Source organism: Enterobacter sp. IF2SW-B1 (genome assembly GCF_001743375.1).
In the GTDB taxonomy this organism is placed as follows: Bacteria; Pseudomonadota; Gammaproteobacteria; order Enterobacterales; family Enterobacteriaceae; genus Enterobacter; species Enterobacter bugandensis.
Genome location: NZ_MJAA01000001.1, coordinates 501,464 through 527,115, shown reverse-complemented (window position 1 = coordinate 527,115; position 25,652 = coordinate 501,464). Strand labels below are relative to the sequence as shown.

Annotated in this window: 30 protein-coding genes and 1 tRNA gene; 13 read left to right on the top strand and 18 right to left on the bottom strand. The window is 53.6% G+C overall.

The features are described 5' to 3' along the window. Window positions 1–171 precede the first annotated feature (171 nt). Window positions 172–259 (bottom strand) — tRNA-Ser (locus A6013_RS02660). Window positions 260–491: 232 nt separating this feature from the next. On the opposite strand from A6013_RS02660, the gene ghrA reads away from it, so the two are divergent. The 4 genes from ghrA to A6013_RS02640 all read left to right on the top strand — a co-directional run bounded on the left by ghrA (window position 492) and on the right by A6013_RS02640 (window position 3,406). Then, window positions 492–1,430 carry a glyoxylate/hydroxypyruvate reductase GhrA gene (ghrA, locus tag A6013_RS02655; protein ID WP_069732495.1) on the top strand — a complete coding sequence of 313 codons (939 nt, stop codon included), beginning with the start codon at window positions 492–494 and terminating at the stop codon, window positions 1,428–1,430. Between the two features lie 84 nt (window positions 1,431–1,514). Further along, window positions 1,515–2,252: a phosphatase gene (locus A6013_RS02650; RefSeq protein WP_028012671.1), complete on the top strand. Its 738-nt coding sequence runs from the start codon at window positions 1,515–1,517 to the stop codon at window positions 2,250–2,252. A 20-nt stretch (window positions 2,253–2,272) separates the two neighbouring features. Then, on the top strand, window positions 2,273–2,827 hold the full coding sequence (locus tag A6013_RS02645) for a molecular chaperone (protein ID WP_048998814.1): 555 nt from the start codon (window positions 2,273–2,275) through the stop codon (window positions 2,825–2,827). 96 nt (window positions 2,828–2,923) lie between these two features. Then, window positions 2,924–3,406, top strand: a complete 483-nt coding sequence (locus A6013_RS02640; protein ID WP_072201771.1) for a DUF1097 domain-containing protein — start codon at window positions 2,924–2,926, stop codon at window positions 3,404–3,406. A gap of 43 nt (window positions 3,407–3,449) precedes the next feature. On the opposite strand, the gene csgG is transcribed toward A6013_RS02640, so the two are convergent. The 4 genes from csgG to csgD are packed head-to-tail and all read right to left on the bottom strand — an operon-like array spanning window position 3,450 to window position 5,791. Continuing rightward, the gene (csgG, locus tag A6013_RS02635) at window positions 3,450–4,283 is read right to left on the bottom strand and encodes a curli production assembly/transport protein CsgG (RefSeq protein WP_028012674.1); all 834 of its coding nucleotides are present in this window, start codon (window positions 4,281–4,283) and stop codon (window positions 3,450–3,452) included. Window positions 4,284–4,309: 26 nt separating this feature from the next. Further along, window positions 4,310–4,723, bottom strand: a complete 414-nt coding sequence (gene csgF / locus A6013_RS02630; RefSeq protein WP_028012675.1) for a curli production assembly/transport protein CsgF — start codon at window positions 4,721–4,723, stop codon at window positions 4,310–4,312. 23 nt (window positions 4,724–4,746) lie between these two features. Then, entirely contained in the window at window positions 4,747–5,136 is a 390-nt protein-coding gene (gene csgE, locus A6013_RS02625) for a curli production assembly/transport protein CsgE (RefSeq protein WP_028012676.1), read from the bottom strand. A gap of 4 nt (window positions 5,137–5,140) precedes the next feature. Further along, entirely contained in the window at window positions 5,141–5,791 is a 651-nt protein-coding gene (gene csgD / locus A6013_RS02620) for a biofilm master transcriptional regulator CsgD (protein ID WP_028012677.1), read from the bottom strand. Between the two features lie 754 nt (window positions 5,792–6,545). On the opposite strand from csgD, the gene csgB reads away from it, so the two are divergent. From csgB to ymdB, 5 genes are all read left to right on the top strand, one after another. Continuing rightward, complete coding sequence (gene csgB / locus A6013_RS02610) at window positions 6,546–7,001, top strand: curli minor subunit CsgB (protein WP_028012679.1); 456 nt, start codon at window positions 6,546–6,548, stop codon at window positions 6,999–7,001. 41 nt (window positions 7,002–7,042) lie between these two features. Next, complete coding sequence (gene csgA, locus A6013_RS02605) at window positions 7,043–7,495, top strand: curli major subunit CsgA (protein ID WP_047368274.1); 453 nt, start codon at window positions 7,043–7,045, stop codon at window positions 7,493–7,495. 61 nt (window positions 7,496–7,556) lie between these two features. After that, the gene (csgC, locus tag A6013_RS02600) at window positions 7,557–7,889 is read left to right on the top strand and encodes a curli assembly chaperone CsgC (protein ID WP_059356860.1); all 333 of its coding nucleotides are present in this window, start codon (window positions 7,557–7,559) and stop codon (window positions 7,887–7,889) included. Window positions 7,890–8,039: 150 nt separating this feature from the next. After that, complete coding sequence (locus A6013_RS02595) at window positions 8,040–8,360, top strand: type 1 fimbrial protein (protein ID WP_045261657.1); 321 nt, start codon at window positions 8,040–8,042, stop codon at window positions 8,358–8,360. Between the two features lie 103 nt (window positions 8,361–8,463). Next, window positions 8,464–9,006, top strand: coding sequence for an O-acetyl-ADP-ribose deacetylase (ymdB, locus tag A6013_RS02590; RefSeq protein ID WP_069732494.1), 543 nt, complete (start codon window positions 8,464–8,466; stop codon window positions 9,004–9,006). 35 nt (window positions 9,007–9,041) lie between these two features. On the opposite strand, the gene mdoC is transcribed toward ymdB, so the two are convergent. Next, a complete protein-coding gene (gene mdoC / locus A6013_RS02585) occupies window positions 9,042–10,181 on the bottom strand; it encodes a glucans biosynthesis protein MdoC (protein WP_028012684.1) in 1,140 nt (379 codons plus the stop codon). A gap of 254 nt (window positions 10,182–10,435) precedes the next feature. On the opposite strand from mdoC, the gene mdoG reads away from it, so the two are divergent. From mdoG to A6013_RS02570, 3 genes are all read left to right on the top strand, one after another. Beyond that, complete coding sequence (gene mdoG / locus A6013_RS02580) at window positions 10,436–11,989, top strand: glucans biosynthesis protein MdoG (protein ID WP_028012685.1); 1,554 nt, start codon at window positions 10,436–10,438, stop codon at window positions 11,987–11,989. Continuing rightward, window positions 11,982–14,510 carry a glucans biosynthesis glucosyltransferase MdoH gene (gene mdoH / locus A6013_RS02575; protein ID WP_069732493.1) on the top strand — a complete coding sequence of 843 codons (2,529 nt, stop codon included), beginning with the start codon at window positions 11,982–11,984 and terminating at the stop codon, window positions 14,508–14,510. The genes mdoG and mdoH overlap by 8 nt, the downstream gene beginning before the upstream one ends. Window positions 14,511–14,594: 84 nt before the next feature. Then, on the top strand, window positions 14,595–14,822 hold the full coding sequence (locus tag A6013_RS02570) for a YceK/YidQ family lipoprotein (protein WP_013097162.1): 228 nt from the start codon (window positions 14,595–14,597) through the stop codon (window positions 14,820–14,822). 6 nt (window positions 14,823–14,828) lie between these two features. Here the strand turns inward: A6013_RS02570 and A6013_RS02565 are convergent, their stop codons facing one another. The 3 genes from A6013_RS02565 to A6013_RS02555 all read right to left on the bottom strand — a co-directional run bounded on the left by A6013_RS02565 (window position 14,829) and on the right by A6013_RS02555 (window position 17,585). Then, a complete protein-coding gene (locus A6013_RS02565) occupies window positions 14,829–15,203 on the bottom strand; it encodes a MysB family protein (protein ID WP_069732492.1) in 375 nt (124 codons plus the stop codon). A 97-nt stretch (window positions 15,204–15,300) separates the two neighbouring features. Beyond that, window positions 15,301–16,518 (bottom strand): multidrug efflux MFS transporter MdtG, encoded by a 1,218-nt coding sequence (gene mdtG, locus A6013_RS02560; RefSeq protein WP_069732491.1) that lies wholly within the window; start codon window positions 16,516–16,518, stop codon window positions 15,301–15,303. Between the two features lie 140 nt (window positions 16,519–16,658). After that, window positions 16,659–17,585 (bottom strand): Kdo(2)-lipid IV(A) acyltransferase, encoded by a 927-nt coding sequence (locus tag A6013_RS02555; RefSeq protein WP_028012689.1) that lies wholly within the window; start codon window positions 17,583–17,585, stop codon window positions 16,659–16,661. 222 nt (window positions 17,586–17,807) lie between these two features. Here A6013_RS02555 and A6013_RS02550 point away from each other — a divergent pair, with 222 nt between their 5' ends. Next, a complete protein-coding gene (locus A6013_RS02550) occupies window positions 17,808–18,857 on the top strand; it encodes a rhodanese-related sulfurtransferase (protein ID WP_028012690.1) in 1,050 nt (349 codons plus the stop codon). A gap of 41 nt (window positions 18,858–18,898) precedes the next feature. Here the strand turns inward: A6013_RS02550 and A6013_RS02545 are convergent, their stop codons facing one another. The 9 genes from A6013_RS02545 to mdtH form a co-directional block, all read right to left on the bottom strand. After that, entirely contained in the window at window positions 18,899–19,477 is a 579-nt protein-coding gene (locus A6013_RS02545) for a YceI family protein (RefSeq protein WP_028012691.1), read from the bottom strand. Between the two features lies 1 nt (window position 19,478). Then, window positions 19,479–20,045 (bottom strand): cytochrome b, encoded by a 567-nt coding sequence (locus tag A6013_RS02540; RefSeq protein WP_028012692.1) that lies wholly within the window; start codon window positions 20,043–20,045, stop codon window positions 19,479–19,481. Window positions 20,046–20,263: 218 nt separating this feature from the next. Further along, complete coding sequence (locus A6013_RS02530; protein WP_032644857.1) at window positions 20,264–20,377, bottom strand: YceO family protein; 114 nt, start codon at window positions 20,375–20,377, stop codon at window positions 20,264–20,266. A gap of 60 nt (window positions 20,378–20,437) precedes the next feature. Continuing rightward, window positions 20,438–21,556, bottom strand: a complete 1,119-nt coding sequence (gene solA / locus A6013_RS02525) for an N-methyl-L-tryptophan oxidase (RefSeq protein WP_069732490.1) — start codon at window positions 21,554–21,556, stop codon at window positions 20,438–20,440. 116 nt (window positions 21,557–21,672) lie between these two features. After that, window positions 21,673–21,927: a biofilm formation regulator BssS gene (gene bssS, locus A6013_RS02520; RefSeq protein ID WP_023299782.1), complete on the bottom strand. Its 255-nt coding sequence runs from the start codon at window positions 21,925–21,927 to the stop codon at window positions 21,673–21,675. A gap of 272 nt (window positions 21,928–22,199) precedes the next feature. Then, window positions 22,200–22,445, bottom strand: a complete 246-nt coding sequence (gene dinI, locus A6013_RS02515) for a DNA damage-inducible protein I (RefSeq protein WP_028012694.1) — start codon at window positions 22,443–22,445, stop codon at window positions 22,200–22,202. 74 nt (window positions 22,446–22,519) lie between these two features. Then, on the bottom strand, window positions 22,520–23,566 hold the full coding sequence (gene pyrC, locus A6013_RS02510; protein WP_028012695.1) for a dihydroorotase: 1,047 nt from the start codon (window positions 23,564–23,566) through the stop codon (window positions 22,520–22,522). Window positions 23,567–23,692: 126 nt separating this feature from the next. Continuing rightward, window positions 23,693–24,253: a lipoprotein gene (locus tag A6013_RS02505; protein WP_028012696.1), complete on the bottom strand. Its 561-nt coding sequence runs from the start codon at window positions 24,251–24,253 to the stop codon at window positions 23,693–23,695. A gap of 123 nt (window positions 24,254–24,376) precedes the next feature. Further along, entirely contained in the window at window positions 24,377–25,585 is a 1,209-nt protein-coding gene (mdtH, locus tag A6013_RS02500; protein WP_049000010.1) for a multidrug efflux MFS transporter MdtH, read from the bottom strand. Window positions 25,586–25,652 lie beyond the last annotated feature (67 nt).

Below are 25,652 nucleotides of genomic sequence, written 5' to 3'. Positions count from 1 at the left end.
GGGGGGATTGACTCGCTTCGCTCGCCCTGCGGGCAGCCTGTTCGCTTTGCTCACAGTCTGTCCAACTGGCTGCGCCTGTTGTCGAACCCCGGTCGGGGATTCTCATCCCCCCCTTACGGAGAATATAAAAGAAAAAAGCCCGTACTTTCGTACGAGCTCTCATCTTGAATATGGCGGTGAGGGGGGGATTCGAACCCCCGATACGTTGCCGTATACACACTTTCCAGGCGTGCTCCTTCAGCCACTCGGACACCTCACCATATTGTCATCCCGTTGTTGCTGGGACGGGCGCTAATGTAAGGAAAAGCCGAACTGCCGTCAACCCACTTTTTCAGTAATTTAGCGCGTTTAGACAAACTTCAGGCAACATGATTCTTAAATGTGCTGAAAGCGTCTTTTTTATCAACAACACGATCACGCAATAAATTTGCTATGCTGACCGTCCAGTTAAAAAGCAAAATAAATCAGCGCAATAAAAGGCAGGATTGACTATGGATATACTCTTCTATCACCCCACTTTTGATACGGCTTACTGGATTAAGGCACTTTCTGCGGCACTGCCGGGCGCTCGCGTTCGTGAGTGGAAGCGGGGCGATAACGAACATGCTGACTACGCGCTGGTCTGGCATCCGCCGGTAGAAATGCTCCTGGGCCGTAAGCTGAAGGCTGTGTTTGCGCTTGGAGCCGGCGTGGATTCCATTCTGAGCAAGCTGAAAGCACACCCTGAAATGCTGCCGGAAGATATTCCTCTGTTCCGCCTGGAAGATACCGGTATGGGCCAGCAAATGCAGGAATATGCCGTCAGCCAGGTGCTGCACTGGTTCCGCCGCTTTGATGACTATCAGGCGCTTAAGCAGCAATCCCGCTGGGAGCCGCTGCCTGAATATCCGCGCGAAGCGTTTACCGTTGGTATCCTCGGCGCGGGCGTGCTGGGTTCGAAAGTGGCTGAAGCGCTCGCGCCGTGGGGCTTCCCGTTGCGCTGCTGGAGCCGCAGCCGTAAAGACTACCCGGGCGTTGAGAGCTTTGCCGGAACGGATGAGCTTCCGGCCTTCCTGAACGGCACGCGTGTGCTGATTAACCTGCTGCCCAATACGGCGGAAACGGTGGGGATTATCAATGAAGGCCTGCTCAACCAGCTGGACGACCAGAGCTACCTGATGAACCTGGCGCGCGGCGTGCATCTGGTCGAGCCGGATCTGCTGAAGGCGCTGGATAGCGGGAAGCTTAAAGGCGCCATGCTGGATGTCTACAGCCGTGAGCCGCTGCCGGAGGAAAGCCCGCTGTGGCGACACCCGCGCGTGGCAATGACTCCGCACGTTGCCGCCGTGACGCGACCTGCCGAGGCGATGGCCTATATCTCGCACACGATCGGTGAAATAGAGAAGGGTAACCCGGTCACCGGACAGGTCGACCGACAGCGCGGCTACTGAGAGAAACCCGGCGTTCGCCGGGTTTTTGCTAATATTCGCCGCTGATAACTGCTATCCTTTGGAAAAAACGCAGAGGAGAGAAAGATGTATCCCGTTGACCTGCATATGCACACCGTCGCCAGCACCCACGCGTATAGCAACCTCCATGATTATATCGCCCAGGCGAAGCTTAAGGGCATCAAGCTGTTCGCGATAACCGATCACGGCCCGGATATGGCGGATGCGCCGCACTACTGGCATTTTGTGAATATGCGTATCTGGCCACGTCTGGTGGACGGCATTGGGATACTGCGCGGCATTGAGGCGAACATCAAAAACACCGACGGTGAAATTGACTGTACCGGCCCGATGCTGACCTCCTTAGATCTGATCCTTGCCGGCTTCCATGAGCCGGTTTTCCCGCCGCAGGATAAAGAGACCAATACCGCGGCGATGATTGCCACTATTGCCAGCGGCAATGTGCACATCATCAGCCATCCGGGCAATCCGAAATACCCGATTGATATTCAGGCCGTGGCGCAGGCCGCGGCGAAACACCGCGTGGCGCTGGAGATTAATAACTCCTCGTTCGTGCACTCGCGTAAAGGCAGTGAAGCCAACTGTCGCGAAGTGGCTGCCGCCGTGCGTGATGCGGGTGGCATGGTGGCGCTGGGCTCTGATTCGCACACGGCCTTCACGCTGGGGGATTTTAGCGAGTGCCTGAAAATATTGCAGGATGTGGATTTCCCGGAAGAGCGCATCCTGAACGTCACGCCGCGTCGTATGCTTGATTTCCTCGAGTCGCGCGGCATGGCGCCGATTGATGAATTTGCCGATCTTTAATTGAATAACGGAATAAAACAATGAATGAATTTTCCATCCTTTGCCGCGTGCTGGGCTCCCTGTATTACCGCCAGCCGCAGGACCCGCTGCTGGTGCCGCTGTTTACGCTGATTCGCGAAGGTAAACTGGCGCAGAACTGGCCGCTGGAACAGGATGAGTTACTGGAGCGCCTGCAGAAAAACTGCGATATGCAGCAGATCTCAACGGACTACAACGCTCTGTTCGTGGGCGAAGAGTGCCGCGTGTCGCCGTATCGTTCCGCCTGGCAGGAAGGCGCGACCGAAGCGGAAGTGCGGGCATTCCTTTCAGAACGCGGGATGCCCCTGAGCGATACCCCAGCCGATCATATCGGTACGCTGCTGCTGGCCGCGTCCTGGATCGAAGACAACGCTGGCGACGATGAAAATGAAGCCATCGGGATCCTTTTCGAAACGTATCTGCTGCCGTGGGTGGGGACCTTCCTGGGTAAAGTGGAAGCTCATGCCACCTCTCCGTTCTGGCGAACGCTGGCCCCGCTGACGCGTGACGCCATTGCAGCAATGTGGGACGAGCTGGAAGAAGAGAGTGAAGAGTGATGTAAATCACAAAAATCCTGCAACGATACATTTCAACTTGCACGTAATGTGCTTCTGATCTCATTTCTATGGCGCGCTTCTGCTAAGATGCGCGCCATGAACATATTACTTTGTATTGCAATCACGACGGGTATCCTCTCCGGTATTTGGGGATGGGTAGCGGTGTCTCTCGGTCTGTTAAGCTGGGCTGGCTTCCTGGGTTGCACGGCCTATTTCGCCTGTCCTCAGGGCGGGCTGAAAGGGCTCTTTATCTCAGGCTGCACGCTGATGAGCGGCGTTATCTGGGCGCTGGTCATCATGAAAGGCAGCGCGCTGGCGCCGCATCTGGAGATGCTGGGGTACGTCATGACGGGTGTCGTCGCCTTCCTGATGTGCATCCAGGCGAAGCATCTGCTGCTGTCGTTTGTGCCGGGAACCTTTATGGGGGCCTGCGCAACCTTTGCCGGGCAGGGGGACTGGAAGCTGGTGGTTCCTTCCCTGGCGCTGGGGCTGCTGTTTGGCTACGCCATGAAGAACAGCGGTCTTTGGCTGGCGGCGCGACGGGAAAAAACGCAAAACATCACCGCGGTGAGTGAATAAAAAAAGGCGAGATAATCATCTCGCCTTTTTTATACGCTGCCTGTCAGGATTCCGGTGGCACCGACATATCACGGTATTTCACCAGGATCGGGTTCTGCACGTCCGCTTTGTTTTGCAGATCCCACAGCCCGCGATCGATACCATCGTTGATTAAGAAGATCACGCCGGTTTCAATGGCTGACATCAGACACATCATGACCGGTTCGTTGGAGGTGTAGCCAATTTCTCCCTCCAGCAGGCGCTGATAATCAATAAAGCGGAATACCCCAGCCTGAACTTCATAAGACAATATGGTTTTGCTGGTGTTGACCGAAGAGAGCACTTCACCGGTACTGACGTTGACGACACGCAGGTTAACCGCAATTTGGTCGAGCTGGTACTGGGTATCTGCGCCGATACCGAAGTAGCGCGCTCCCACGCCACCCGATTTCACGTTGCTCTCGTAACCGATAATCGACCCTTCAATCATCACGTTTGCGGCGGCCAGAGACTGCAGAGGCATCCGGTTATTGTCCGCAACGGTGCCATTCTCCTGCGCGGCACGAATGATTTTTCGTTCATTTAACAGGTTCTGAAGCCCCTGGCGTTCCAGCGGAATAAACCAGTGCGAATCTTTAAGTGCAGTCACCAGCATGGCGGTGGCGCTTTGCGGCACCGCGGTGGAGAAGTTACTTGCCGGATAAGGCTTAAATTGTCCGGTTTCATCCTGAATGTTGTATACCGAGACAAATATCTTGCCCGTAGGTGAAGGCAAATGGGTTAAATCACGGTAACTCTGGGCCCGCGGCATTAATGTGGGTTTTGCAGCTTCTTTAGGCGGAGCAGTTAAACAACCGCTCAATAAGCACACTGCAACAAATATCAGGAAGCGCTGCATGGTCGTTGTCCTTATTTAGCTATTGTTTAAAAGTCAGTTGAATTATTTTGCAGGCCGGAAACCTCTATGGTGGAAGTTTTTCCGGTTTTACGATCGGTCACATTCAACTGGAGCTGTCCGTCCCTGTTGGCGATGTCGACGATAAAGTCGTTGGTCATCATTCGGCCGGGTTTGCCGGTATTAATGTTGGTCAGCAATCCCCCTAAAATCTGCGACTGGATAGCCTGGGTGAAGTTATCCAGTGCGGAAGGGGTATCAACGGTAAAATCCTGAAAGCTCGGATCTTTATAGGAGTTTTGTGCCTGAGCTTGATTCAGCAGAAAGGCACCGTTGTTGGGGTTACCGCCAAAGTTAGGGTTACGGAACTGGAAGGTCATATTTCCGGCCCAGCTCAGGGGAGCAATAAGCATGATCGAAACAACTGCATATGCAATACGCATGACAGCCTCCGCATATCGGTTCGCTAGAACTCATCTTTTGCTAAATCGCTGGTGCTTAATAGGGCTTTATCTATTTGCAGGCGATTAATAGCGTCTTCAGTTTGAGCCAGTGCTAAGGCTACGTTTTTTTCGAAGTCTGTTTTCGAGGGGAATAAAAACGTTTGATAAATAACGTCCTGATTGGCCGTTATGGTTATCCAGCTTCCCCATCGTGCACTGGGCCGCTCGTTGATTGTTAAATTACCCGTGTAGGGACTGTCCCATTTATCGCTGAAGGCCCGGTAAAAACTGTGCCCGATCGATGAGACAGTGTGGTCAGTTAACAATCCGGGAACTTCGACCTCAACGGCCTGCAGGTTCCCTGCAGCGAGCAGGAGACTCGCTGCGGCGATCCAACTCAACGTGCGCTTCATGTGATTAACGCCTGAGGTTATCGTTTGCCCATGAAACCGCCTGAGTTCGGTTTTTAACAGCTATCTTCTTGAAAAGATTATAAAGGTGTGTCTTTACCGTATTTTCGCTGATAAATAAGGAACGGGCGATTTCAATATTTGAAGCACCAATGCGTAATTTGTTCAGGATCTCTTTCTCACGGTGGGTGAGCAGCGCTGATTCCGAACTGTTATAGCGGTAATTTCCGGAGTGCGTGATGAGGTAGCTGGCCAGCTTTTGCGAGAAATAGCATTCGCCGCGCAATATGCCTTGCAGACCATCTACCACCCGAACCTCTTCTTCAGTGACGTAGAACACGCCATTGATATGCGGCCAGCTTTCAATATCTCTAAAAGGATATTCATCAGGCGTATTCAATAATAACACGCGGATATTATTGTTTTTCCTGCTTAAGTTATCTTGCCAGTAATGGATAAGCTTTTTATCGGCTTCCATCATATCAAACAGAATGATGCTGCCAGGCGCAATATCATCAAAAGAACGTTGAATATTATGCAATTTCCCATTCAGTGATAGAGATTGCTTTAAATGTTGTAATAAAGCTGTCGCTTGCAGAGAAGGTTTTGTGATCAACAGTAATGTATGACCATGTAAACTATGGACTTCATTATACATGATGAAACCCCACTTATTTTTGGCACCTGACAGCCGCCCTCTCTGTAAAGAAGAGGGCACCAGAAGTACTGACAGATGTTGCACTGCTGTGTGTAGAATCAGAACATAACCTCCACAGGGAGGTAAATATAAAACCAATTTCGTACATCTAATTTCAATCTAGCTTTTACGAATTTTAAAGCAAGTGTTAATCATGTAACAAGATGTAAAAATCAATATTAATTTGTGAAAATTGCAGATTTTTAATGTTGTTATTTGATATGAAAGTTGTACATGGAAATAGTTGTGCATAGATTTTAAAAATCATACAAATATAATTAACTGGTTAATATTTATAAGTATTTATTATTTTCTTTAGTTTGTATCCAGGTATGAGTAACTGATACTTTCTAAGTCATGTCGCTCTGGTTTTTCTGGCTTAAGAAAACTCGCCTTGTGTCACGGCCTGAAGAAAATCTCATCCTGGCGTTACGCTTAAACAACGCGGGAAGGGGCATGTACGGCTCTCTCGCCTTTGTACAACATGTCGCGCATAAATATTTCATAAAAAATAAAAACGGCCTGTGTCATGCCTTTTATGGTGCAAATTACAACTTTGTGGTGACCTGAAAAATAAAAATAAGCCGCGCGGGTGAGATATTTAAAATGTTTCAGCGGACATACTCTTCACCGTAACGACGCGTTAACAAAAACGAGTCGTTTAATACGAAATACGATCAGGGTGTTTTCAGGTAGCCGGGTCCAGGGTGACAACATGAAAAACACATCGTTATTTTTGATGTTTACATTACTGGGTGCGCCTGGATTTGTAACCGCCGCGAATTCAGATTTGGCAAACGCTGAATATAATTTTGCGGTTAATGAATTAAGTTATTCATCATTAAATCAGGCAGCCATTATTGGTCAACAGGGCGTATTTAATGACGCTCAGCTTCGCCAGGAAGGATCGAAACTCTTGTCCGTCATTTCTCAGGATGGGGCAGGCAACAGAGCGAGAGTTGATCAATCAGGGACTTACAATATTGCCTGGATCGATCAGAGCGGTAACGGGAACGATGCAGGTATTACGCAGGATGGATATGGTAATAGTGCGAAAATTATCCAGAAAGGGTCGGGTAATAGAGCAAATATTACGCAGTACGGTACGCAGAAAACCGCAGTTGTAGTGCAGAAACAGTCGCAGATGGCAATTCGCGTTATTCAGCGCTAGCTATTTCGCGACGACGTTAATCAATCCGATGGGGGTTTACCATGAAATTTATCAAAGTGGCAGCACTTGCAGCAATCGTCGTTTCTGGTAGTGCTATGGCTGGTATGATTAATCAGGGCGGATGGGGTCATGGACACGGTCATGGCGGAAACAGTGGTCCAAATTCAACCCTGAATATTTATCAGAACGGTGGCGGTAACTCCGCGCTGGCGTTGCAGACAGATGCCAGAAATTCCGTTCTTAATATTAGCCAGACCGGTGGCGGTAACGGGGCTGATGTCGGTCAGGGTTCTGACGACAGCAAAATCAACCTGACCCAGAACGGCTTTGGCAACAGTGCGACACTCGATCAGTGGAACAGCAAAAAATCCGTTATGAATGTTAGCCAGTACGGCGGCCTTAACGGTGCGCTCGTAGACCAGACGGCGTCTAACTCCACCGTCAACGTTACCCAGATCGGCTTTGGTAACCACGCGACAGCGCATCAGTACTGATACTGAAATCTGTACTACAAAAAAACAGGGCCGATGCCCTGTTTTTTTTCGGGAGTTCTTCATGAATACCATCATTCTCCTTGCCGCGCTTTCCGGGCAGATAACCTTTCAAACGTCACAGCAGGGAAATATGACGACCATTATTCCGCAGGTCATTTTGACGGAACCGTGTGATTGTCAGGTCCAGATCCTCTCTTTGAAGGAAGGGCAGAGTGGGCAAAGTGCTTCGCGACAGCAAAATACCCTTTTTATTCCCGCTAATCAGCCGATTGATTTAACGCGGTTGAGTTTAACTATTTCTGCGGAAGACACGATCAACATCGTTGTCACCGTCACGGATGGAAAAGCGCTTCATTTATCACAGCAGTGGTCGCCAGCCGGGGGTGCGCTGTAAATATTCATGAAATCAATGCATTGTGAATATTTGCCGTTGAACTAAGCTGTTATCAGGAACTGCGTTGTTAGGTTCCGTAACGTCAGCCTTCGTTTGCATAATGAAGCGCGTTTGCCCCTCATGGACGATTTTCATTGAGGAGTACATATCGTGACCCACTCTTTTGCACATCTTATTTCAGGTCTGGGCCTGCTTGTTTCGGCATTTATCGCTCCAGCTTATTCGGCCACGCTCGCGCAGGGCGGCGTTATTCACTTTCGCGGCGCAATCGTTGCTGACCCTTGCGAAGTTACCCAGCAGCAGCGGCAGCTGGCGGTGTCGTGTCCGGAAAAAAATCGTATGCAAACGCGTATGGTGAGTTACGGCGACGCGCTGAACGGCAAGGCGACGGCTTCCGGCCTGGCGACAGTGAATATGACGTACCTGAATCCTGAAAAAACGCTCGCGGTTGTTCAGATCCAGTATCGTTAATACCCGTGCGCGCCCGTCGGCGGGCGCGGTTTTATGCCTATCGTTTTTCTCAATAACCCCTCTGCGATACACTTATAAAAAAGGCGGGCAGCAGAGGGGCTTTATGAAACCGCAAATTGAAGTTATTCATGGCGATATTACGACAGTTCATGTCGACGTCATCGTCAATGCGGCCAATCCTTCCCTGATGGGGGGAGGAGGCGTAGACGGCGCTATTCACCGGGCTGCCGGACCGCAGTTACTGGAAGCCTGTAAAATGGTGCGTCAGCAACAGGGTGAATGCCCTCCGGGCCATGCGGTGATTACGCTGGCGGGCAACCTTCCTGCCAAAGCGGTGATTCATGCTGTCGGGCCCGTGTGGCACGGCGGAGAGCAGCATGAAGCGAGCCTTCTGGAGGAGGCATACCGAAACTGTCTGCGGCTTGCCGCCGACAACGGCTATAAAACGATGGCGTTCCCGGCCATCAGCACCGGCGTGTATGGATATCCTAAGGCGGCAGCGGCGACCATCGCCGTCGAAACGGTTTACCGCTATTTGTCGCTTAAACCGCTGCCAGAGAAGGTGATTTTTGTCTGCTTCGATGAAGACACCACGCATCTTTATCAGCGGCTTTTGACTCACCGCAGACAAGAGCTGGAGAGCTGAAGCGAAGGCGGCGCACCGTGAGTGCGCCGCGCTGCTCAGGCGGCTTTCGGCTGAGGTTTTCCTGAAAACAGGAAGCGCAGGAGAGGGATCCGCAGATGGATCTCGTAGAGTACGACGGCAATCCCCACCACAAACACCAGCCCGGTAAAGAAGCCCAGCGTGTTGGATGCGATATGCGGCGTGATGTATGCCCCGAAGAACAGCGTCAACGGGTGGTGCACCAGATAGATAAACAGTGAGGCATTGACGAAGTAGGTCACGCGGCTGGACTTAAAGTTCAGCAAACGGTGGCCGAGTGCGAACACTACGTTCACCATCCACAAGCCCAACAGCATGGTGATCACGCTTTCCGTTTCATACATCCAGGCGTCGCCGCTCCCGTAGCGCTGGTTCAGCAGGTAGGCCACGAAGGCGATGGCCGCACCCACCGCGCACCACGGTGACGGGGTGGTAAACAGCGCTTTAAGCCTCGGATGAATAAAGGCCAGCGCGCCAATCAAAAAGAACGGAATGTAGAACAGCGACTGCATCACCACAAAATTGAACAGGCCGTCGCTCAGTATTGGTGGATAGACGATAAACAGCGTGCGTCTCACCGCGGCATAAGCGATCCCCAGCAGTAAAAAGAGCACCGACAGTTTGCCCAGCGTGACGTTAGCGAAGAAAGAGTCTGCTGTCGTGCTGAGATGACGGCGCAGGCGGCTGAAAATCACCAGACTGACCGTGGTCAGCACCACCAGAACCAGCAGGAACCAGAGGTGAGACACCAGCTCCCAGACCAGCGTGTTGTACTTTTCATACAGCGAGAGATTCGGCCAGTTCTCCGCCTTGCCTTTAACGTATTGCAGCATAATGAACTGCGGCAGCGTCAGGAGCGGTATGGCGGTTAACATGGGAATACCTACGCGCTCCACGCGCACTTTCCACCAGCGCTTAAGCGGATAGCGTAAAAAAAGCATGTACGAGAAATAGCCGGAGATGACAAAAAACACCTGCATGCGGAAGGCGTGAATAAAGTCATTAAACAGCGTCAGCCACCAGGAGGGCATCTGGCTATTAACATGCCACGTGTGGCTGGAGTAAATCAGTGAAATATGAAAGGGGATCCCCAATAGCATCAGCCATGCCCGGATCGAGTCGAGGAAATATTCCCGTTGTATCGGTGTTGTGCTCATATAACGTTGCGCATTCTCAGACTTTTCGCCTTATCCCTAAGGCTCATAATGGTTACATTCGACGCCAACCCTACACCAAGACCGACACACTGTCTCCAGGATAAGCACGCAAAGTGAATAACGGGTTCTTTCATTTGCTTAATCCATGAGCCAGCAGCTGAACAAAGCAGTGATTATGTTGTCGGATTGCCTGAGTTTCCATTAAAATGGATCGGATCGATATAAGCACACAAAGGGGGAAGTGCTTACTTATTATGAAACATAAACCACAGATGATGAAAATGCGTTGGTTGGGTGTTGCGGTGGTGTTATCACTGTATACCTCATCGGCACTGGCCTTTAACATCGACGATGTCGCAAAACAGGCAAAATCGATGGCAGGCAAGAGCTACGAAGCGCCGAAAAGTAACCTGCCCTCCGTTTTCCGCGACATGAAGTATGCGGACTATCAGCAGATCCAGTTCAACCACGATAAAGCGTACTGGAACAACGTTAAAACCCCGTTCAAGCTTGAATTTTATCATCAGGGTATGTACTTCGACACGCCTGTTGCCATCAATGAAGTGACGGCGACCGCGGTACGTAAGATCAAGTACAGCCCGGATTACTTCAATTTTGGCAATGTGCAGCACGACAAAGATACGGTGAAAGACCTGGGCTTCGCAGGCTTCAAGGTGCTTTACCCGATCAACAGCAAAGATAAAAACGACGAAATCGTTAGCATGCTTGGCGCCAGCTACTTCCGCGTGATTGGCGCGGGGCAGGTGTACGGGCTTTCTGCGCGCGGTCTGGCTATTGATACCGCGCTGCCATCAGGTGAAGAGTTCCCGCGTTTCCGCGAGTTCTGGATTGAGCGTCCAAAACCAACGGACAAACGTCTGACTATTTATGCGCTGCTGGATTCCCCACGCGCAACCGGTGCCTATCGCTTTGTGATTATGCCTGGTCGTGACACGGTCGTTGACGTGCAGTCTAAGGTTTACCTGCGTGACAAAGTGGGCAAACTGGGCGTCGCTCCGCTGACCAGTATGTTCCTGTTTGGGCCGAACCAGCCGTCACCGGCAACCAACTTCCGCCCGGAACTGCATGACTCCAACGGTCTGTCTATTCATGCCGGTAACGGTGAGTGGATCTGGCGTCCGCTGAATAACCCGAAACATCTGGCGGTCAGCAGCTTTGCGATGGAAAACCCGCAGGGCTTTGGCCTGCTGCAACGTGGCCGTCAGTTCTCTCGCTTTGAAGATCTCGACGACCGCTATGACCTGCGTCCAAGCGCCTGGGTTACGCCGAAAGGCGACTGGGGTAAAGGCAAGGTAGAGCTGGTTGAAATTCCAACCAACGACGAAACCAACGACAACATCGTCGCATACTGGACGCCGGATCAGCTGCCGGAAGCCGGTAAAGAGATGAACTTCAAGTACACCATTACCTTCAGCCGCGACGAAGATAAGCTGCATGCGCCGGATAACGCGTATGTGACGCAGACTCGCCGCTCTACGGGTGACGTGAAGCAGTCTAACCTGATCCGTCAGCCTGACGGTACGGTAGCGTTTGTCGTGGACTTCACCGGCCAGGATATGAAGAAACTGTCTCCTGATACTGCGGTGTCGGCCCAGGCCAGCATCGGTGACAACGGTGAAATCGTAGAGAACACCGTGCGTTACAACCCGGTAACCAAAGGCTGGCGTCTGACCCTGCGCGTGAAAGTGAAAGATCCGAAACAGACCACTGAAATGCGTGCTGCGCTGGTCAGTGAAGATCAGCCGCTGAGTGAAACCTGGAGCTACCAGCTACCTGCCAATGAATAATACATCTGAATATATTGATGCCATGCCGCTGACGGATATCGAAAATGCGGCGCTGCCTAAGAGCGACATCCGCGCGGTTCATACCGCGCTGGATGGCGAACATCGTCAGTTTTCCCGTGATGATGATACGCCGCTGGGGTCAGTCAAGGCGCGTCTGGAGCAGGCCTGGCCGGACTCGCTGGCAGAAGGGCAGTTGATTAAAGACGACGAAGGACGCGATCAGCTTCAGGCGATGCCGAAAGCGACGCGTTCCTCAATGTTCCCCGATCCATGGCGCACCAACCCGGTTGGCCGCTTCTGGGATCGCCTGCGCGGGCGTGACGTCACGCCGCGCTATCTGTCGCGCCTGACGAAAGAAGAGCAGGCCTCCGAACAGAAATGGCGTACCGTGGGGACAATTCGCCGTTATATCCTGCTGCTTCTGACGCTGGCGCAGACGGTTGTCGCGACCTGGTATATGAAAACCATTCTGCCTTACCAGGGCTGGGCGTTTATCAACCCGACGGACATGATGGGCCAGGATCTCTGGGTCTCCTTCATGCAGCTGCTGCCGTATATCCTGCAGAGCGGCATTCTCCTGCTGTTCGCGGTCCTCTTCTGCTGGGTCTCGGCCGGGTTCTGGACCGCGCTGATGGGCTTCCTGCAGCTGCTGATGGGACGGGACAAGTACAGCATTTCGGCGTCAACGGTCGGGGATGAACCCCTCAATCCTGAGCACCGTACCGCGCTGATTATGCCTATCTGTAACGAAGACGTTGACCGCGTATTTGCGGGGCTGCGTGCAACCTGGGAGTCCGTAAAGGCAACCGGTAATGCGGCGCATTTCGACGTTTACATCCTGAGCGACAGTTACAACCCGGATATCTGCGTTGCAGAACAAAAAGCCTGGATGGAGCTGATTGCAGAAGTGCAGGGCGAAGGGCAGATCTTCTACCGCCGCCGCCGCCGTCGCGTGAAGCGTAAAAGCGGCAACATCGATGACTTCTGCCGCCGCTGGGGTAACCAGTACAGCTACATGGTCGTGCTGGATGCTGACTCCGTCATGAGCGGTGACTGCCTGAGCGGTCTGGTGCGTCTGATGGAAGCCAACCCGAACGCGGGGATCATTCAGTCTTCGCCAAAAGCATCCGGCATGGACACCCTGTACGCGCGCTGCCAGCAGTTCGCCACCCGTGTTTACGGCCCGCTGTTTACCGCCGGTCTGCACTTCTGGCAGTTGGGTGAGTCGCACTACTGGGGCCACAACGCCATTATCCGCGTGAAGCCGTTCATCGAACACTGTGCGCTGGCGCCGCTGCCGGGCGAGGGTTCGTTTGCCGGTTCGATTCTGTCGCATGACTTCGTGGAAGCGGCGCTGATGCGTCGTGCGGGCTGGGGCGTCTGGATTGCCTACGACCTGCCGGGATCGTACGAAGAGCTGCCGCCGAACCTGCTGGACGAGCTCAAGCGCGACCGCCGCTGGTGTCACGGTAACCTGATGAACTTCCGCCTGTTCCTCGTAAAAGGGATGCATCCGGTTCACCGTGCGGTGTTCCTGACGGGCGTAATGTCTTATCTTTCCGCACCGCTGTGGTTTATGTTCCTCGCGCTCTCCACTGCGCTGCAGGTCGTCCATGCCCTGACGGAGCCGCAATACTTCCTGCAACCGCGCCAGCTGTTCCCGGTGTGGCCGCAGTGGCGTCCGGAGCTGGCGATTGCGCTGTTTGCTTCCACCATGGTGCTACTGTTCCTGCCTAAGCTGCTCAGTATCATCCTGATCTGGTGCAAAGGCTCGAAAGAGTACGGCGGATTCTTCCGCGTAACCCTTTCGCTGCTGCTGGAAGTGCTGTTCTCCGTGCTGCTTGCGCCGGTGCGTATGCTGTTCCACACCGTGTTTGTGGTCAGCGCGTTCCTGGGCTGGGAAGTGGTCTGGAACTCACCGCAGCGTGATGACGACTCCACGCCGTGGAGTGAAGCCTTCATGCGCCACGGCTCTCAGTTGCTGCTGGGCCTGGTGTGGGCGGCCGGGATGGCCTGGCTGGATCTGCGCTTCCTGTTCTGGCTGGCGCCGATTGTCTTCTCGCTGATCCTGTCGCCGTTTGTGTCCGTGATCTCCAGCCGTTCAACGGTAGGGCTGCGTACCAAACGCTGGAAACTGTTCCTGATCCCGGAAGAGTATTCCCCGCCGCAGGTGCTGGTGGATACCGATACCTATCTGGAGCAGAACCGTAACCGCACGCTGGACGATGGCTTTATGCACGCCGTGTTTAATCCGTCATTCAACGCTCTGGCGACGGCAATGGCCACCGCGCGCCACCGCGCAAGCCAGGTGCTGGAGATTGCCCGCGATCGTCATGTTGAGCAGGCGCTTAACGAGACCCCGGAAAAACTCAATCGCGACCGTCGTCTGGTGCTGCTGAGCGATCCGGTCACGATGGCAAGACTTCACTATCGCGTATGGTCCGCTCCGGAGAAGTACTCTTCGTGGGTGAACTACTACAAAGAGCTGAAGCTGAACCCGCTGGCGCTGAAGGCGAAGTAAGCGGTTAAGCAAGGCGGGTAAGCAAAGCGCCACCCGCCAGATAAAATACCGGCTGTGAGGCCGGTATTTTTTTAGAGGTTACTGATGAAAATAATCATCGTCGTCATGATGGCATGCCTGCTGAGCGGCTGCGGCAGCATCATCAGCCGCACCATTCCAGGTCAGGGCCATGGCAACCAGTACTACCCGGGCGTAAAATGGGATGTCCGTGATTCCGCATGGCGCTACCTGACGGTGCTCGATCTGCCGTTCTCGCTGATTTTCGACACGCTGTTGCTGCCCATCGATGCCAGCCACGGCCCGTACGAGTAGCGTAAATTAACGCTCGTCCCATTCATCGGCTGCGGTTTGACCTTCTTCCGTATCCAGCGGTGGCTCGAGCTGAAATTCGCCCTCATCCCACTCGTGCAGCGTATTCTCCTCCAGCCATTCCTGGCGTAACTCGATTTCGTCATAATCGCCATCAAACACGGCCTGCGCACCTGCACCGCTCAGGACCGGCAAACATTCTCCTTCTTCACCTTCGTCGGCAAAGAATTCAGCCTGCCACATAATATCCCCATCCTGCAGAACATATTTTTGGATATTAAGTTGTCGCACGTCAGCATCTTCTTCCTCAACGCCGGGATTATCGGCAAGGAACTCTTCACGAGCGGCATCAATAGCTTCTTCCAGCGTGGCGTACATGGTCATTGGTGTCTCCCTGTTTTCCAGAAGGTTTCAGGGAAAGAATAGCTGAATATCAGATTCTGCAAGTATGAATGCGAAAATAAGCCGTCAGGCGTTCTTCTTATTCCGTCACCGGCCGTAACGCGCGGGATAAACTGAACCACGAGTAAATCGCGTTGAACAGCACCACGCCTGCCGTCACGATAAAGACGGCGCGAAAACCGAAGCTGGCGGAAATACCCGCCCCGAGAAGCGGCCCGGTGACGTTACCGATATCGCGAAACGACTGGTTATAGCTAAAGATACGCCCGGCAATCTGATTCGTGGAGTTGTAGACCAGCAGGGTCTGTACGGCAGGCAGCAACGCCCCGTCGGCGGCGCCCAGCAAAAAGCGAAGCACGCCCAGCTGCCACGGAGAGTGCACCATCGACATGGGGATAAGCAGCAGGACGGAAATGATCAGTGCGCAGATCAGGATCTTTTCCGGGCCGACCCGGTCACCCAATTTCCCCAGTCTCGGTGCGCTAACCAGCGCCGCCACGCCGGGCACAGAGGCAATCAGTCCGCTGATAAACGCAATATTGCTGACGTTACCCGCCAGGTCGCGAACGTATAGGGTGAGAATAGGAGCGATCGATCCGGTTGCCACCTGAATGATCAATGTCGTTACGAACAGGCTCAGCACCAGTCTGGGATTTTTAAGCGAGGTCAGCACGTCTCTGGCGTGAAGCATCTCTTTTTTGGCGACGGGCGTAAATTTTTCACGGATGCAGACCAGGGTGACGATAAAGCACAGGAACAACACGCTGGCGGTGATGAAAAAGACCGGGCGCAGGCCGTAGTTATCCGCCAGTAATCCCCCCGCCAGCGGCCCAAGCAGGGCGCCGCTCACGCCACCGGTTGAGAGCGTGCCAAGCGCCCAGCCGCTCTTATGGCGAGGAATTTGCGTGGCGATCAGGGCGTTCGCGTTGGGAATAAATCCGCCCAATAAGCCCAGCAATGCGCGCAATATCAGGAACTGCCAGACGTTCTGCGCCATGCCCATCAGCGCCATGATTATCGCCATCCCCAGCGCCGAACGCAGCAGCATGATTTTACGTCCCTTGCGGTCGGCAAGGCCGCCCCAGAAGGGGGAGGCAATGGCGGAAAAGAGAAACGTGATGCTGAATACCAGGCCAGACCACATGTTGAGCGCGCTATGGCCCGTCACGCCCAGTTGTTCGACGTAGAGCGGCAGGAAAGGCATGACCAGGCTAAACGCCGCGCCGGTAAGAAAACAGCCAAGCCACGCAACCGTGAGGTTACGCTTCCAGTTTATGGGGGCATCTGAGGGTGTCATAACAATCCGCATAGTGAGGTGCAGAGCACCTGAGGCATGAAGTAATAAGCCTGCTAATTATGCGCCTGGGTTATGATTGCCGCAATGAGGGGGAGCTTTTAAAGCTAAAATAGCATGCGGCCCTGAGGGCCGCATGAGGATCAATAGCGGGAAGGCGTGCCTTCTGGCCGCGTTTTAAAGCGTCGATGCAGCCACATGTACTGCTCGGGTGCCAGCATGATGCACTTCTCCACAACGCCGTTCATCCAGCGCGCGGTGGTTTCCGCATCTTCCAGCGGCGGCGCGAGTTCCGGCTCAAGCATCATCAGCTCGTAGCCTGAGCCATCCGGCATACGGCGGGGAACAAAGGGAACGATGGCGGCTTTGGACATCCGCGCCAGCATCCAGGTGCCGGTCGTGGTGGCGGCCTCATCAACGGCGAAGAAGGGGACAAAGACGCTGGCCTGGGGGCCATAGTCGTGATCGGGGGCATACCAGACCACTTCACCGGACTTCAGCGCGCGGATCATGCCCTTCAGATCCTTACGGTCGATCATGCTTTTGTTGGAGCGCATGCGGCCGTTGGTCTGGATGAGATCGATAACCGGGTTGTCGTTAGGACGGTAAACCCCGATGCCGGGCGCCTGCATGCCAAACATACGCGCCCCGATTTCGAGCGTCAGGAAATGGACGCCGATCAGCAGCACGCCGGTCTGATTGGCCTGAAGCGTATGCACCGGCTCCATGCCGGTGCCTGTAACCTTGCTCCAGCGGGCCATACGTTTGTCCGACCAGAACCACGCCATACCGGTCTCCATGAGACCCATGCCGACGGACTCGAAATTCTTCGAGACCATATCATGGCGCTCCGCCTCGCTCATCTGCGGAAAGCACAGCTCAAGGTTACGATACGCGATGCGGGCGCGGCGCTTCATAAGCGTTTGCGCGAGTCGGCCTAATGATGTACCTAACCGGAAGATAACAGGGTAGGGAAGCTGTACCAGTAGCCATAAAAAGCCAATGCCAAGCCAGGTCATCCAATAGCGGGGGTGCAAAAGGGCGACGGTAAATTTTGGTAACTGGGTCATGTCTTTCCTGTGTTCAAACGTCCTGTTTCGCTATTGTCGCATTTTTTGAGACGTAGCCAAAATATCTGCCGTCGAAACCTGCACGACGACGGCAATTGTTAAGCCTGATTCATCAGGGTGTGTGAAATGTAGCGTAAATTGTGTGGATGTAAATTAGTTTTGTTTGCTATATGATGCCGACCGATTTTTCATTCTCTCTGACGATTGCAGGACTTGTACACCATGCCAGTGTTACACAACCGCGTTTCGAATGAGATGTTAAAGGCGCGCATGTTGGCTGAAACCGAACCGCGCACGACCATCTCCTTCTACAAATACTTCACCATCGACGATCCGCAGGCGACCCGCGATGCGCTTTATCAGGCCTTCACGGCGCTGAACGTTTTCGGGCGCGTCTACCTTGCCCGCGAAGGCATTAACGCGCAGATTAGCGTGCCGGAAAGCAAAGTGAATGCGTTCCGCGACGCGCTTTATAGCTTCGATCCGGCCCTCAACGGCTTACGCCTGAACATTGCCCTGGATGACGATGGAAAATCGTTCTGGGTGCTGCGCATGAAGGTGCGTGAACGCATCGTGGCGGACGGTATTGACGATCCTGAGTTTAACCCGGCGGACGTCGGCGAATATCTGAAGGCCGCGGAAGTGAATGCGATGCTGGACGATCCGGATGCCGTATTCATTGATATGCGTAACCACTACGAGTACGAAGTGGGTCATTTCGAAAACGCGATGGAGATTCCGGCCGATACCTTCCGCGAGCAGCTACCTAAAGCGGTGGAGATGATGCAGGAGCATAAGGATAAAAAAATCGTTATGTACTGCACTGGCGGTATCCGCTGCGAGAAGGCCAGCGCGTGGATGAAGCACAATGGGTTCAACAAGGTCTGGCACATTGAAGGCGGTATTATCGAGTACGCCCGCCGCGCCCGTGAGCAGGGCTTACCGGTACGCTTTATCGGTAAAAACTTCGTCTTTGACGAGCGCATGGGCGAGCGCATTTCAGAAGATGTGATTGCCCAGTGCCACCAGTGCGGCGCGCCGTGCGATACCCACACCAACTGCAAAAACGACGGTTGCCACCTGCTGTTTATTCAGTGCCCGGCCTGTGCCGAGAAGTTTAACGGCTGCTGTAGCGAGCTGTGCAGCGAAGAGAGCGTCCTGCCGGAAGAAGAGCAGCGTCGTCGTCGCGCGGGGCGTGAAAACGGTAATAAGATTTTTAATAAATCACGCGGCCGTCTGAATACCAAACTGGGTATTCCTGACCCGGAATGATAATAACGCCCGGCACGGCGAAAGCCTGCCGGGCGAATCTATTACGACTTCTGCTGCACACCTTCAACGGAAATAACCAGCTCAACGTCCTGCGACGCCGGGCCTAAATCCGTTGTGATATTAAAATCTTTCAGGTGAATTTTACCCGCCGCTTCAAAACCTGCGCGTTTTCCGCCCCACGGATCGTCGCCCTGACCGATCAACTTCGCATCCAGAGTAACGGGTTTGGTTACGCCATTCAGCGTCAGATTCCCGGTAATAGCCAATTTATCACCGTCTTTCTTAACTTCCGTGGAGGTGAAGGTGGCCTGTGGGAATTTTGTGACGTTGAGGAACTCTGCGCTGCGCAGGTGTTTATCGCGCTCAGCATGGTTCGTGTCGACGCTGTTCGTATTAATGGTCACATTGACTTTATCTGCCGCAGGATTTTTCTCGTCAAAAGTAAATGTGCCGTCGAAATCTTTAAAGGTGCCGTACAGCCAGCTGTATCCCAGGTGCTGAATGCGGAAATTGACGAAAGCGTGCTGGCCCTCTTTATCAATTTTATAGTCAGCCGCTACGGCAGAACCGGTGGTGAATAACAGAGAACCGAGGGCAATACCCAGCAGGTGTTTTTTCATTTTATGCTCCAGAGTCAACTGACGAGCGGCCAAGCATGCGCTTAAGCGTATCGTCTTTATCAATAAAATGGTGTTTAAGGGCGGCGAGCCCGTGCAGTACGGACAGGATCACCACGCTCCAGGCAAGCCAGAGGTGAACGACGCCTGCCGTATCGGCCTGAGCCCCGGCATCGCTGAGCGTTGCCGGAACCTCGAACAGGCCAAAAACGCTAATCGGTTTGCCGTCTGCCGTTGAAATGAGATAGCCGCTGATAAGAATGGCGAAGAGCAGCGCGTAGAGCGCAATATGCGCGGCAACGGCGCTGACGCGAGTTATTTTTCCGTATGTCTTTAGTGGCGCGGGCGGTGGGGAAATATGTCGCCAGATAGCGCGAAATACCAGCCCCAGCATCAGCAGAACCCCGATGCTTTTATGCAGCTCGGGTGCCTGATGATACCAGCCATCGTAATAGCTGAGCGTGACCATCCAGAGTCCAAGTCCGAACATACCGTAGACGGCAATGGCAAATATCCAGTGCAAACTTATGGATATTATTCCGTAGCGCCGGGAGGAGTTACGCAATTGCATCAGAATGTCCATTTTCAAATTAACCGAAAGGTAAAAATGAACGGGAAGACGCGATATTGCAACTGAAATAATTGACTATTGATTTTTATTTTATTTATTTCAGCGATTTTGAAAAGAAACGGGGAGATTAATTCAATGGCTTCGTGCAAGACGTATTTAGCAGAAGAAAAAATCTTAAATAAACATAAAGTAACGTCAGTTAACGTCAATTGTCACTTTCAATAAAACACAATGTAAATAACATCAACGATAGCCAGCAGCGCCCACAATAAGATATAGAGCATAAAGTGTTCGCGAATGTTATTGATGAGGAAATCCACTATCCTGCGCATAACGCCCCACAATTGAGTACGAAGAAAACGGGCCCCGATGCCGCCGGAGCCCGTAGCCGATTATCCGTTAAAACGCGAGAGTGAGAACGGCGTCAGATCAAACTGCGGCGTGATACCCTGGGCAAACTGCGCGGCGATTTCACCCAACACCGAAGCGAACTTAAAGCCGTGGCCACTCAGCCCGGTAATCAGCAGGGTGTTGTCATGTCCCGGCAGCGTATCAATGATAAAGTCTTCATCCGGCGTGTTGTCATAGGTGCAGACCGCGCCATAAAGCAGGCCACCGACGCCCGGGAGAATATTGCGCAGGAACGAGAAGGCTTCTGAGCCGTCCTGCGGGCAGGCGCCAAACGGCTTGCGCTCCTCAGGTGAGGAGATGACCTGCCCGCCGTTGTGTTTTCCAATCTTGAGGGCGTCCTTCTCGGAAGGGAAACCGTAGAACTGATCGCCGTTGGGTAACTCGCCGGTAAACGCCGGGAATTTATTTTGCGCGCTGTAACGCCCGTCCGACTGGAACCAGGAGAAGACCTTGCGTACCGGCTGGATCGGCAGCTCCGGGAGCAGGCGGGTAACCCAGGTTCCTGCGCTAATAAGCAGGCGGGAAGCCGAATATTCCCCGTCTACGGTTTTCACCGTAACGCCGTTTGCATCATGCGTGATGGCCTCTACGGGGCAATTGAACAGCTGCGCACAGCCCGCTTTGGCGGCAAGATCGACCCAGGTTTTGATCGCCGTTTCACAGTGCAGCACACCGGAGTTGGCTTCAAAAAGACCAATATAATCCTCCGGGACGGTAATTTCAGGCCAGCGCGAGGTAATGGCCGCCGCGTCCAGTTTCTCAACGTCAAGATTAAAGGCTTTCGCGCTGCGTTCGACGTTGGCGAGAAATTCTGAACGGGCCGGACCGAGGTTGATGATCCCCGTGCGTTCGAAAATGCGCTCTTCAGTCTGTTTCGCCAGCTCGTCCCACAGCGTCTGGGCGCGAAGCACCAGCGGAACGTAGCGCTCCCCCTCGCCATAGGCATGGCGAATGAGACGGGTGTCGCCATGATGGCTACCTTCGCTATGCGGCGGCAGGTGGGCGTCAATCATCAGGACGTTTAGCCCTGCCTGCGTTGCGTAATAACCGGCGGCCGATCCAACGGAGCCGCTACCAATAATGATTAAGTCGTATCTCATATGCATCTCGTAAACTTACGGTTTGTTAGCAGAGTAATTAACAACGCGGGCGTAAACAAGCGGGAAATAAATAAGGCACCGCGAGGGTGCCTGTTGAGTGAAAAGTGGGCATAAGGTTAGTGCCGTTTATACTCATTTTCCTGATAGTCGCCAGATTCTATTTTTGCAATGCCTGCCTCTAAAATAGAAATAAACTGACGGGCGACGTCTGTTGTTAGCCACAGCGTCTGTCCCACTTCCGCTTCGTCACGGTTGAGTTGATTTGGGGTCTGGTAGTGCAAACGCAGCATCAGTGCATCGTAGCTATCTACGGTACTGATATCCCAGCCTACAAGCGGATGGGTCTGGATGACTTCGTTATTCTTTTCCATTATAACCCCCTTAATGCGTGTTAGAAGACAACGGCTCTGAGGTTCAATGCATGTTTTTCTGAAAGCTTCTTCAGTATACCAAGTAATAAGGGTTCCAACGGGAAAAATAAACAGGTAGCAACACATTTTTCTGCTTTTTAGGATTGTTCGAACAATAAAACACCATCTCGTTCACGATTTTTTAAGAACACGCTGAATTAATTTGAACTTTCGAAATTACAGGCAAAAAAAAGCCGGGGCGACCCGGCAAAAAACACAATGAGGGAGCAGTGTTAATCGGTAATGAACCAGTCGTCTGCGCTTTCCCACGTTTCCTGCAGGATTTCGCTGATGCGATCTTTATCTTCTTTTGCGGCACCCATGACGGAGAGGTTGTTCGCTGCGGCGTAACGCACCGTTACGGCGCCCGCGTTGTCGGGAAAGGTGTTGTTAATACGACGGGATAATTCGCCTGCCAGAGCGTCAAGCGCGCCGGCAGGCAGAACGGTAGTTTTGGCTATGGTGACTTCAATACGCATAAATGCCCCCTGTGTAATATACTGTTTATTTATACAGGCATATTATCGGTTTGACAACAAGGGGCGTTGATTTTTTAGCGTTTTACCGTCCAGCTTACGGTTTCACCTGCCAGGAAGGGGATCAGCGTGTCATCCGTCAGCGCGATAGACTCCTCAACCTGGCTCGCTTTGCGCTCCAGCTCAATGAAGGTGTCATTGACCGGCAGGCCGTAGAAGCGCGGGCCGTTGAGGGAGCAGAACGCTTCGAAATGTTCCAGCGCGTTCATCTCTTCAAATACGGTTGCGTAGCTGGCAAGCGCCGTTGGGGCGTTGAAACAGCCCGCGCAGCCGCAGCTTGCCTCTTTGCGATGGCGGGCGTGAGGCGCGGAGTCTGTGCCCAGGAACGCACGCGTGAATCCGCTGGCGACCAGTTCGCGCAGCGCCTGCTGGTGAACGTTGCGCTTGAGGATCGGCAGGCAGTACAGGTGAGGGCGCACCCCGCCCACCAGCATATGGTTACGGTTAAACATCAGATGCTGTGGGGTGATGGTCGCAGCGATCAGCTCGTTACCGTCACGAACATACTCTGCCGCGTCTTTGGTGGTGATATGCTCAAAGACCACCTTAAGCGCCGGCAGGCGCTGGCGCAGGGGCTCCATCACGGTTTCGATAAAACGGGCTTCACGGTCAAAGATGTCAATCTCCGCATGCGTTACTTCACCGTGTACCAGCAGCGGCATGCCCAGTTTCTGCATGCGCTCCAGCACCGGCATGATGGCATCAATACTGGTGACGCCGTGGCTGGAGTTGGTGGTGGCGTTCGCCGGGTAGAGTTTCGCCGCCGTAAATACGCCTTCGTTAAACCCGCGTTCCACTTCGTTCGGATCCAGTGAATCGGTCAGGTAGCAGGTCATCAACGGGGTGAAATCATGTCCCGCCGGAACGGCATCCAGAATGCGCTGACGGTAGGCAATGGCGGCATCGACGGTGGTGACTGGCGGAACCAGGTTTGGCATGACAATCGCGCGGCCATAAATTTCACTGGTATAGGGCACGACGGTTTTCAGCATATCGCCATCGCGCAGATGGATATGCCAGTCGTCTGGGCGGCGGATTTTAAGAACCTGGGGTTGTGCAGTCATGGAAGCTCCGGCTTGTCAGGAATCAGTCATAAGGATGGCTGTTTTTGCCGGACACAAATCATAAGCGGAAACGTTTTCGTTTGCACACTTTTCCGTAAAAAAAAGGGCGCCGTAGCGCCCTTCAGGTTAATCGGTGAAAGGAATAACGATCTCTCCCGGTTTCACCTCTATCCCTTTTGCGTATTTCTTCGCAAGGGCTTCACCCTTGCTGTTGTCTTCGCTTAAGACGTACGCCGGCTGCTGGTTAAAGTAGTTTCGCAGCGACTGGTTCAGATAGGGCATCAGGGTTTGCAGTACCGGCGCCATTTTGTCCGGCGAAACCTGCGCATCGACCACTTCCATCTCCTGCAGGAATATCGCCCCTTTCTCTTTGTTGAAAACGGGGAGCGCCTTCAGCTTGAGCTTGATGTTGGCTTTCTGATTGCCAAAAAGGGACGTCATATCAAGCGCGGCATCGCCTGCGAGAGTGACTTTATTCGGCTCTTCGCGGCCAATCTGGCTGGTGAGATTGGTGAGCACGATGTGGGCATCGGCCAGCCCCGGCACGCCAATGTCTTTAGAGAAATTGTTATGTTTTTCCAGCGCCTGATTAATTTCCTGCTCACTGACGGTATATTGCGTAAGCTGGTTACAGCCGACCAGCAGACCGCTGACAACGAATGCCGCGGCTAAGACAATTTTCTTCATAGTGCTCCTCAACGAAAAATCGGCGCTTCTGTCCTGTAACGCCAGTATGTCAGCGTGAATAGGCAGAAACCAGCAGAAAAAACTGAGAAGTGGGGCGGGAGAGGCTCTCGCCCGAGGGAAAGGCTACGCGCCAGGCTCGAGCATGCCGCTCGCGCTGCGTTTCTGGCTGAACTGCCACCACAGGGCGAGAAGCGTCATGACGCCTACCACGCCGAGCATCATCCAGGGGAGTTCTGGCTGGTTCAGCGCTTTGCCGGCATCGAACAGCCAGCCGCCGCCGGCGTAACCCAGCGCACCGCCAAAGGCCAGACCCAGGCGGCTGAAGCCCATATAGCTGCCGCGCGCACGCGCATCCGCAAGCGAGGCGCTCAGCGTTTCGCGGGCGGGCTCGGCGATGATGGAGCCGATATAGAAGGTGCAGATCAGCGTAAAAAGCTGCTGAAGCGTGTTTACCAGACCGATCGGCATCATGCTCAGCGTCATCAGAAACAGCCCGGCCATCAGGCGATGCTCCAGGCGAAAACGCCGTTCACTCCAGCGGGCAATCGGGTAGAGCAGCGTTAATGACAGGCAGGCTTCAATGGCGTACATCCATTTTACGGCAGCAGGCGTGCCCGCAATATCGTTCACCATGATTGGCAGCATCAGCATCACCTGTACGGCGAGCATGTAATAGCCGGTCAGGGTCAACACGTAGGTGACAAAACGCCTGTCGCGCAGGACGCGTCCTAGCCCCTCGCGCACCGGGGCTTTTACCGTCGACAGCTTCCAGGCCGGAAGGTAGAGGCCGTTAAACAGGGCGCACAGAATAAACAGCACCGCCCCGGCCGCGCAAACCAGACGGAAATCGTACTGCAGTAGCCAGCTGCCCAGCAGGGCGCCAACAACCGCCCCGGCGCTGTCCTGCATCATCAGAATGGAGAAGAAGCGGCCGCGGTGCTGAGGACGAATCAGCTTTACCACCAGCGCGGTGCGCGGCGGGTCAAACAGGGTGCCACCGATACCGGAGAGAAAGCAGGAAAACCACAGCAGCCAGGGCTCGTGGGCGATCGCCATCGTGGCAAAGCCTGCCGCGCGGAGCAGCATACCGGTCACGATCATCGGTTTAGCGCCAAAGCGGTCAGCGATCGCGCCGCCAAAGACGCCCAGCCCCTGCTGGACAAACTGGCGTAACCCCAGGGCAATCCCAACCATTAATGCCGCCCAGCCCATTTGATCAACAAAGCGGATCGAGATGAGGGGGAACACGACAAAAAAGCCGAGCACGACCAGCATGTTATCGACGAGCAGGAAATATTTACCCAGGCTCCTGGCCTGTGATACGCGGGACATTTTCCCTCCAGGGAAAATAAGAAGGTGAGCACGCTAACATTCTGCGGTGTCGCCGCGTTTTTTCCCA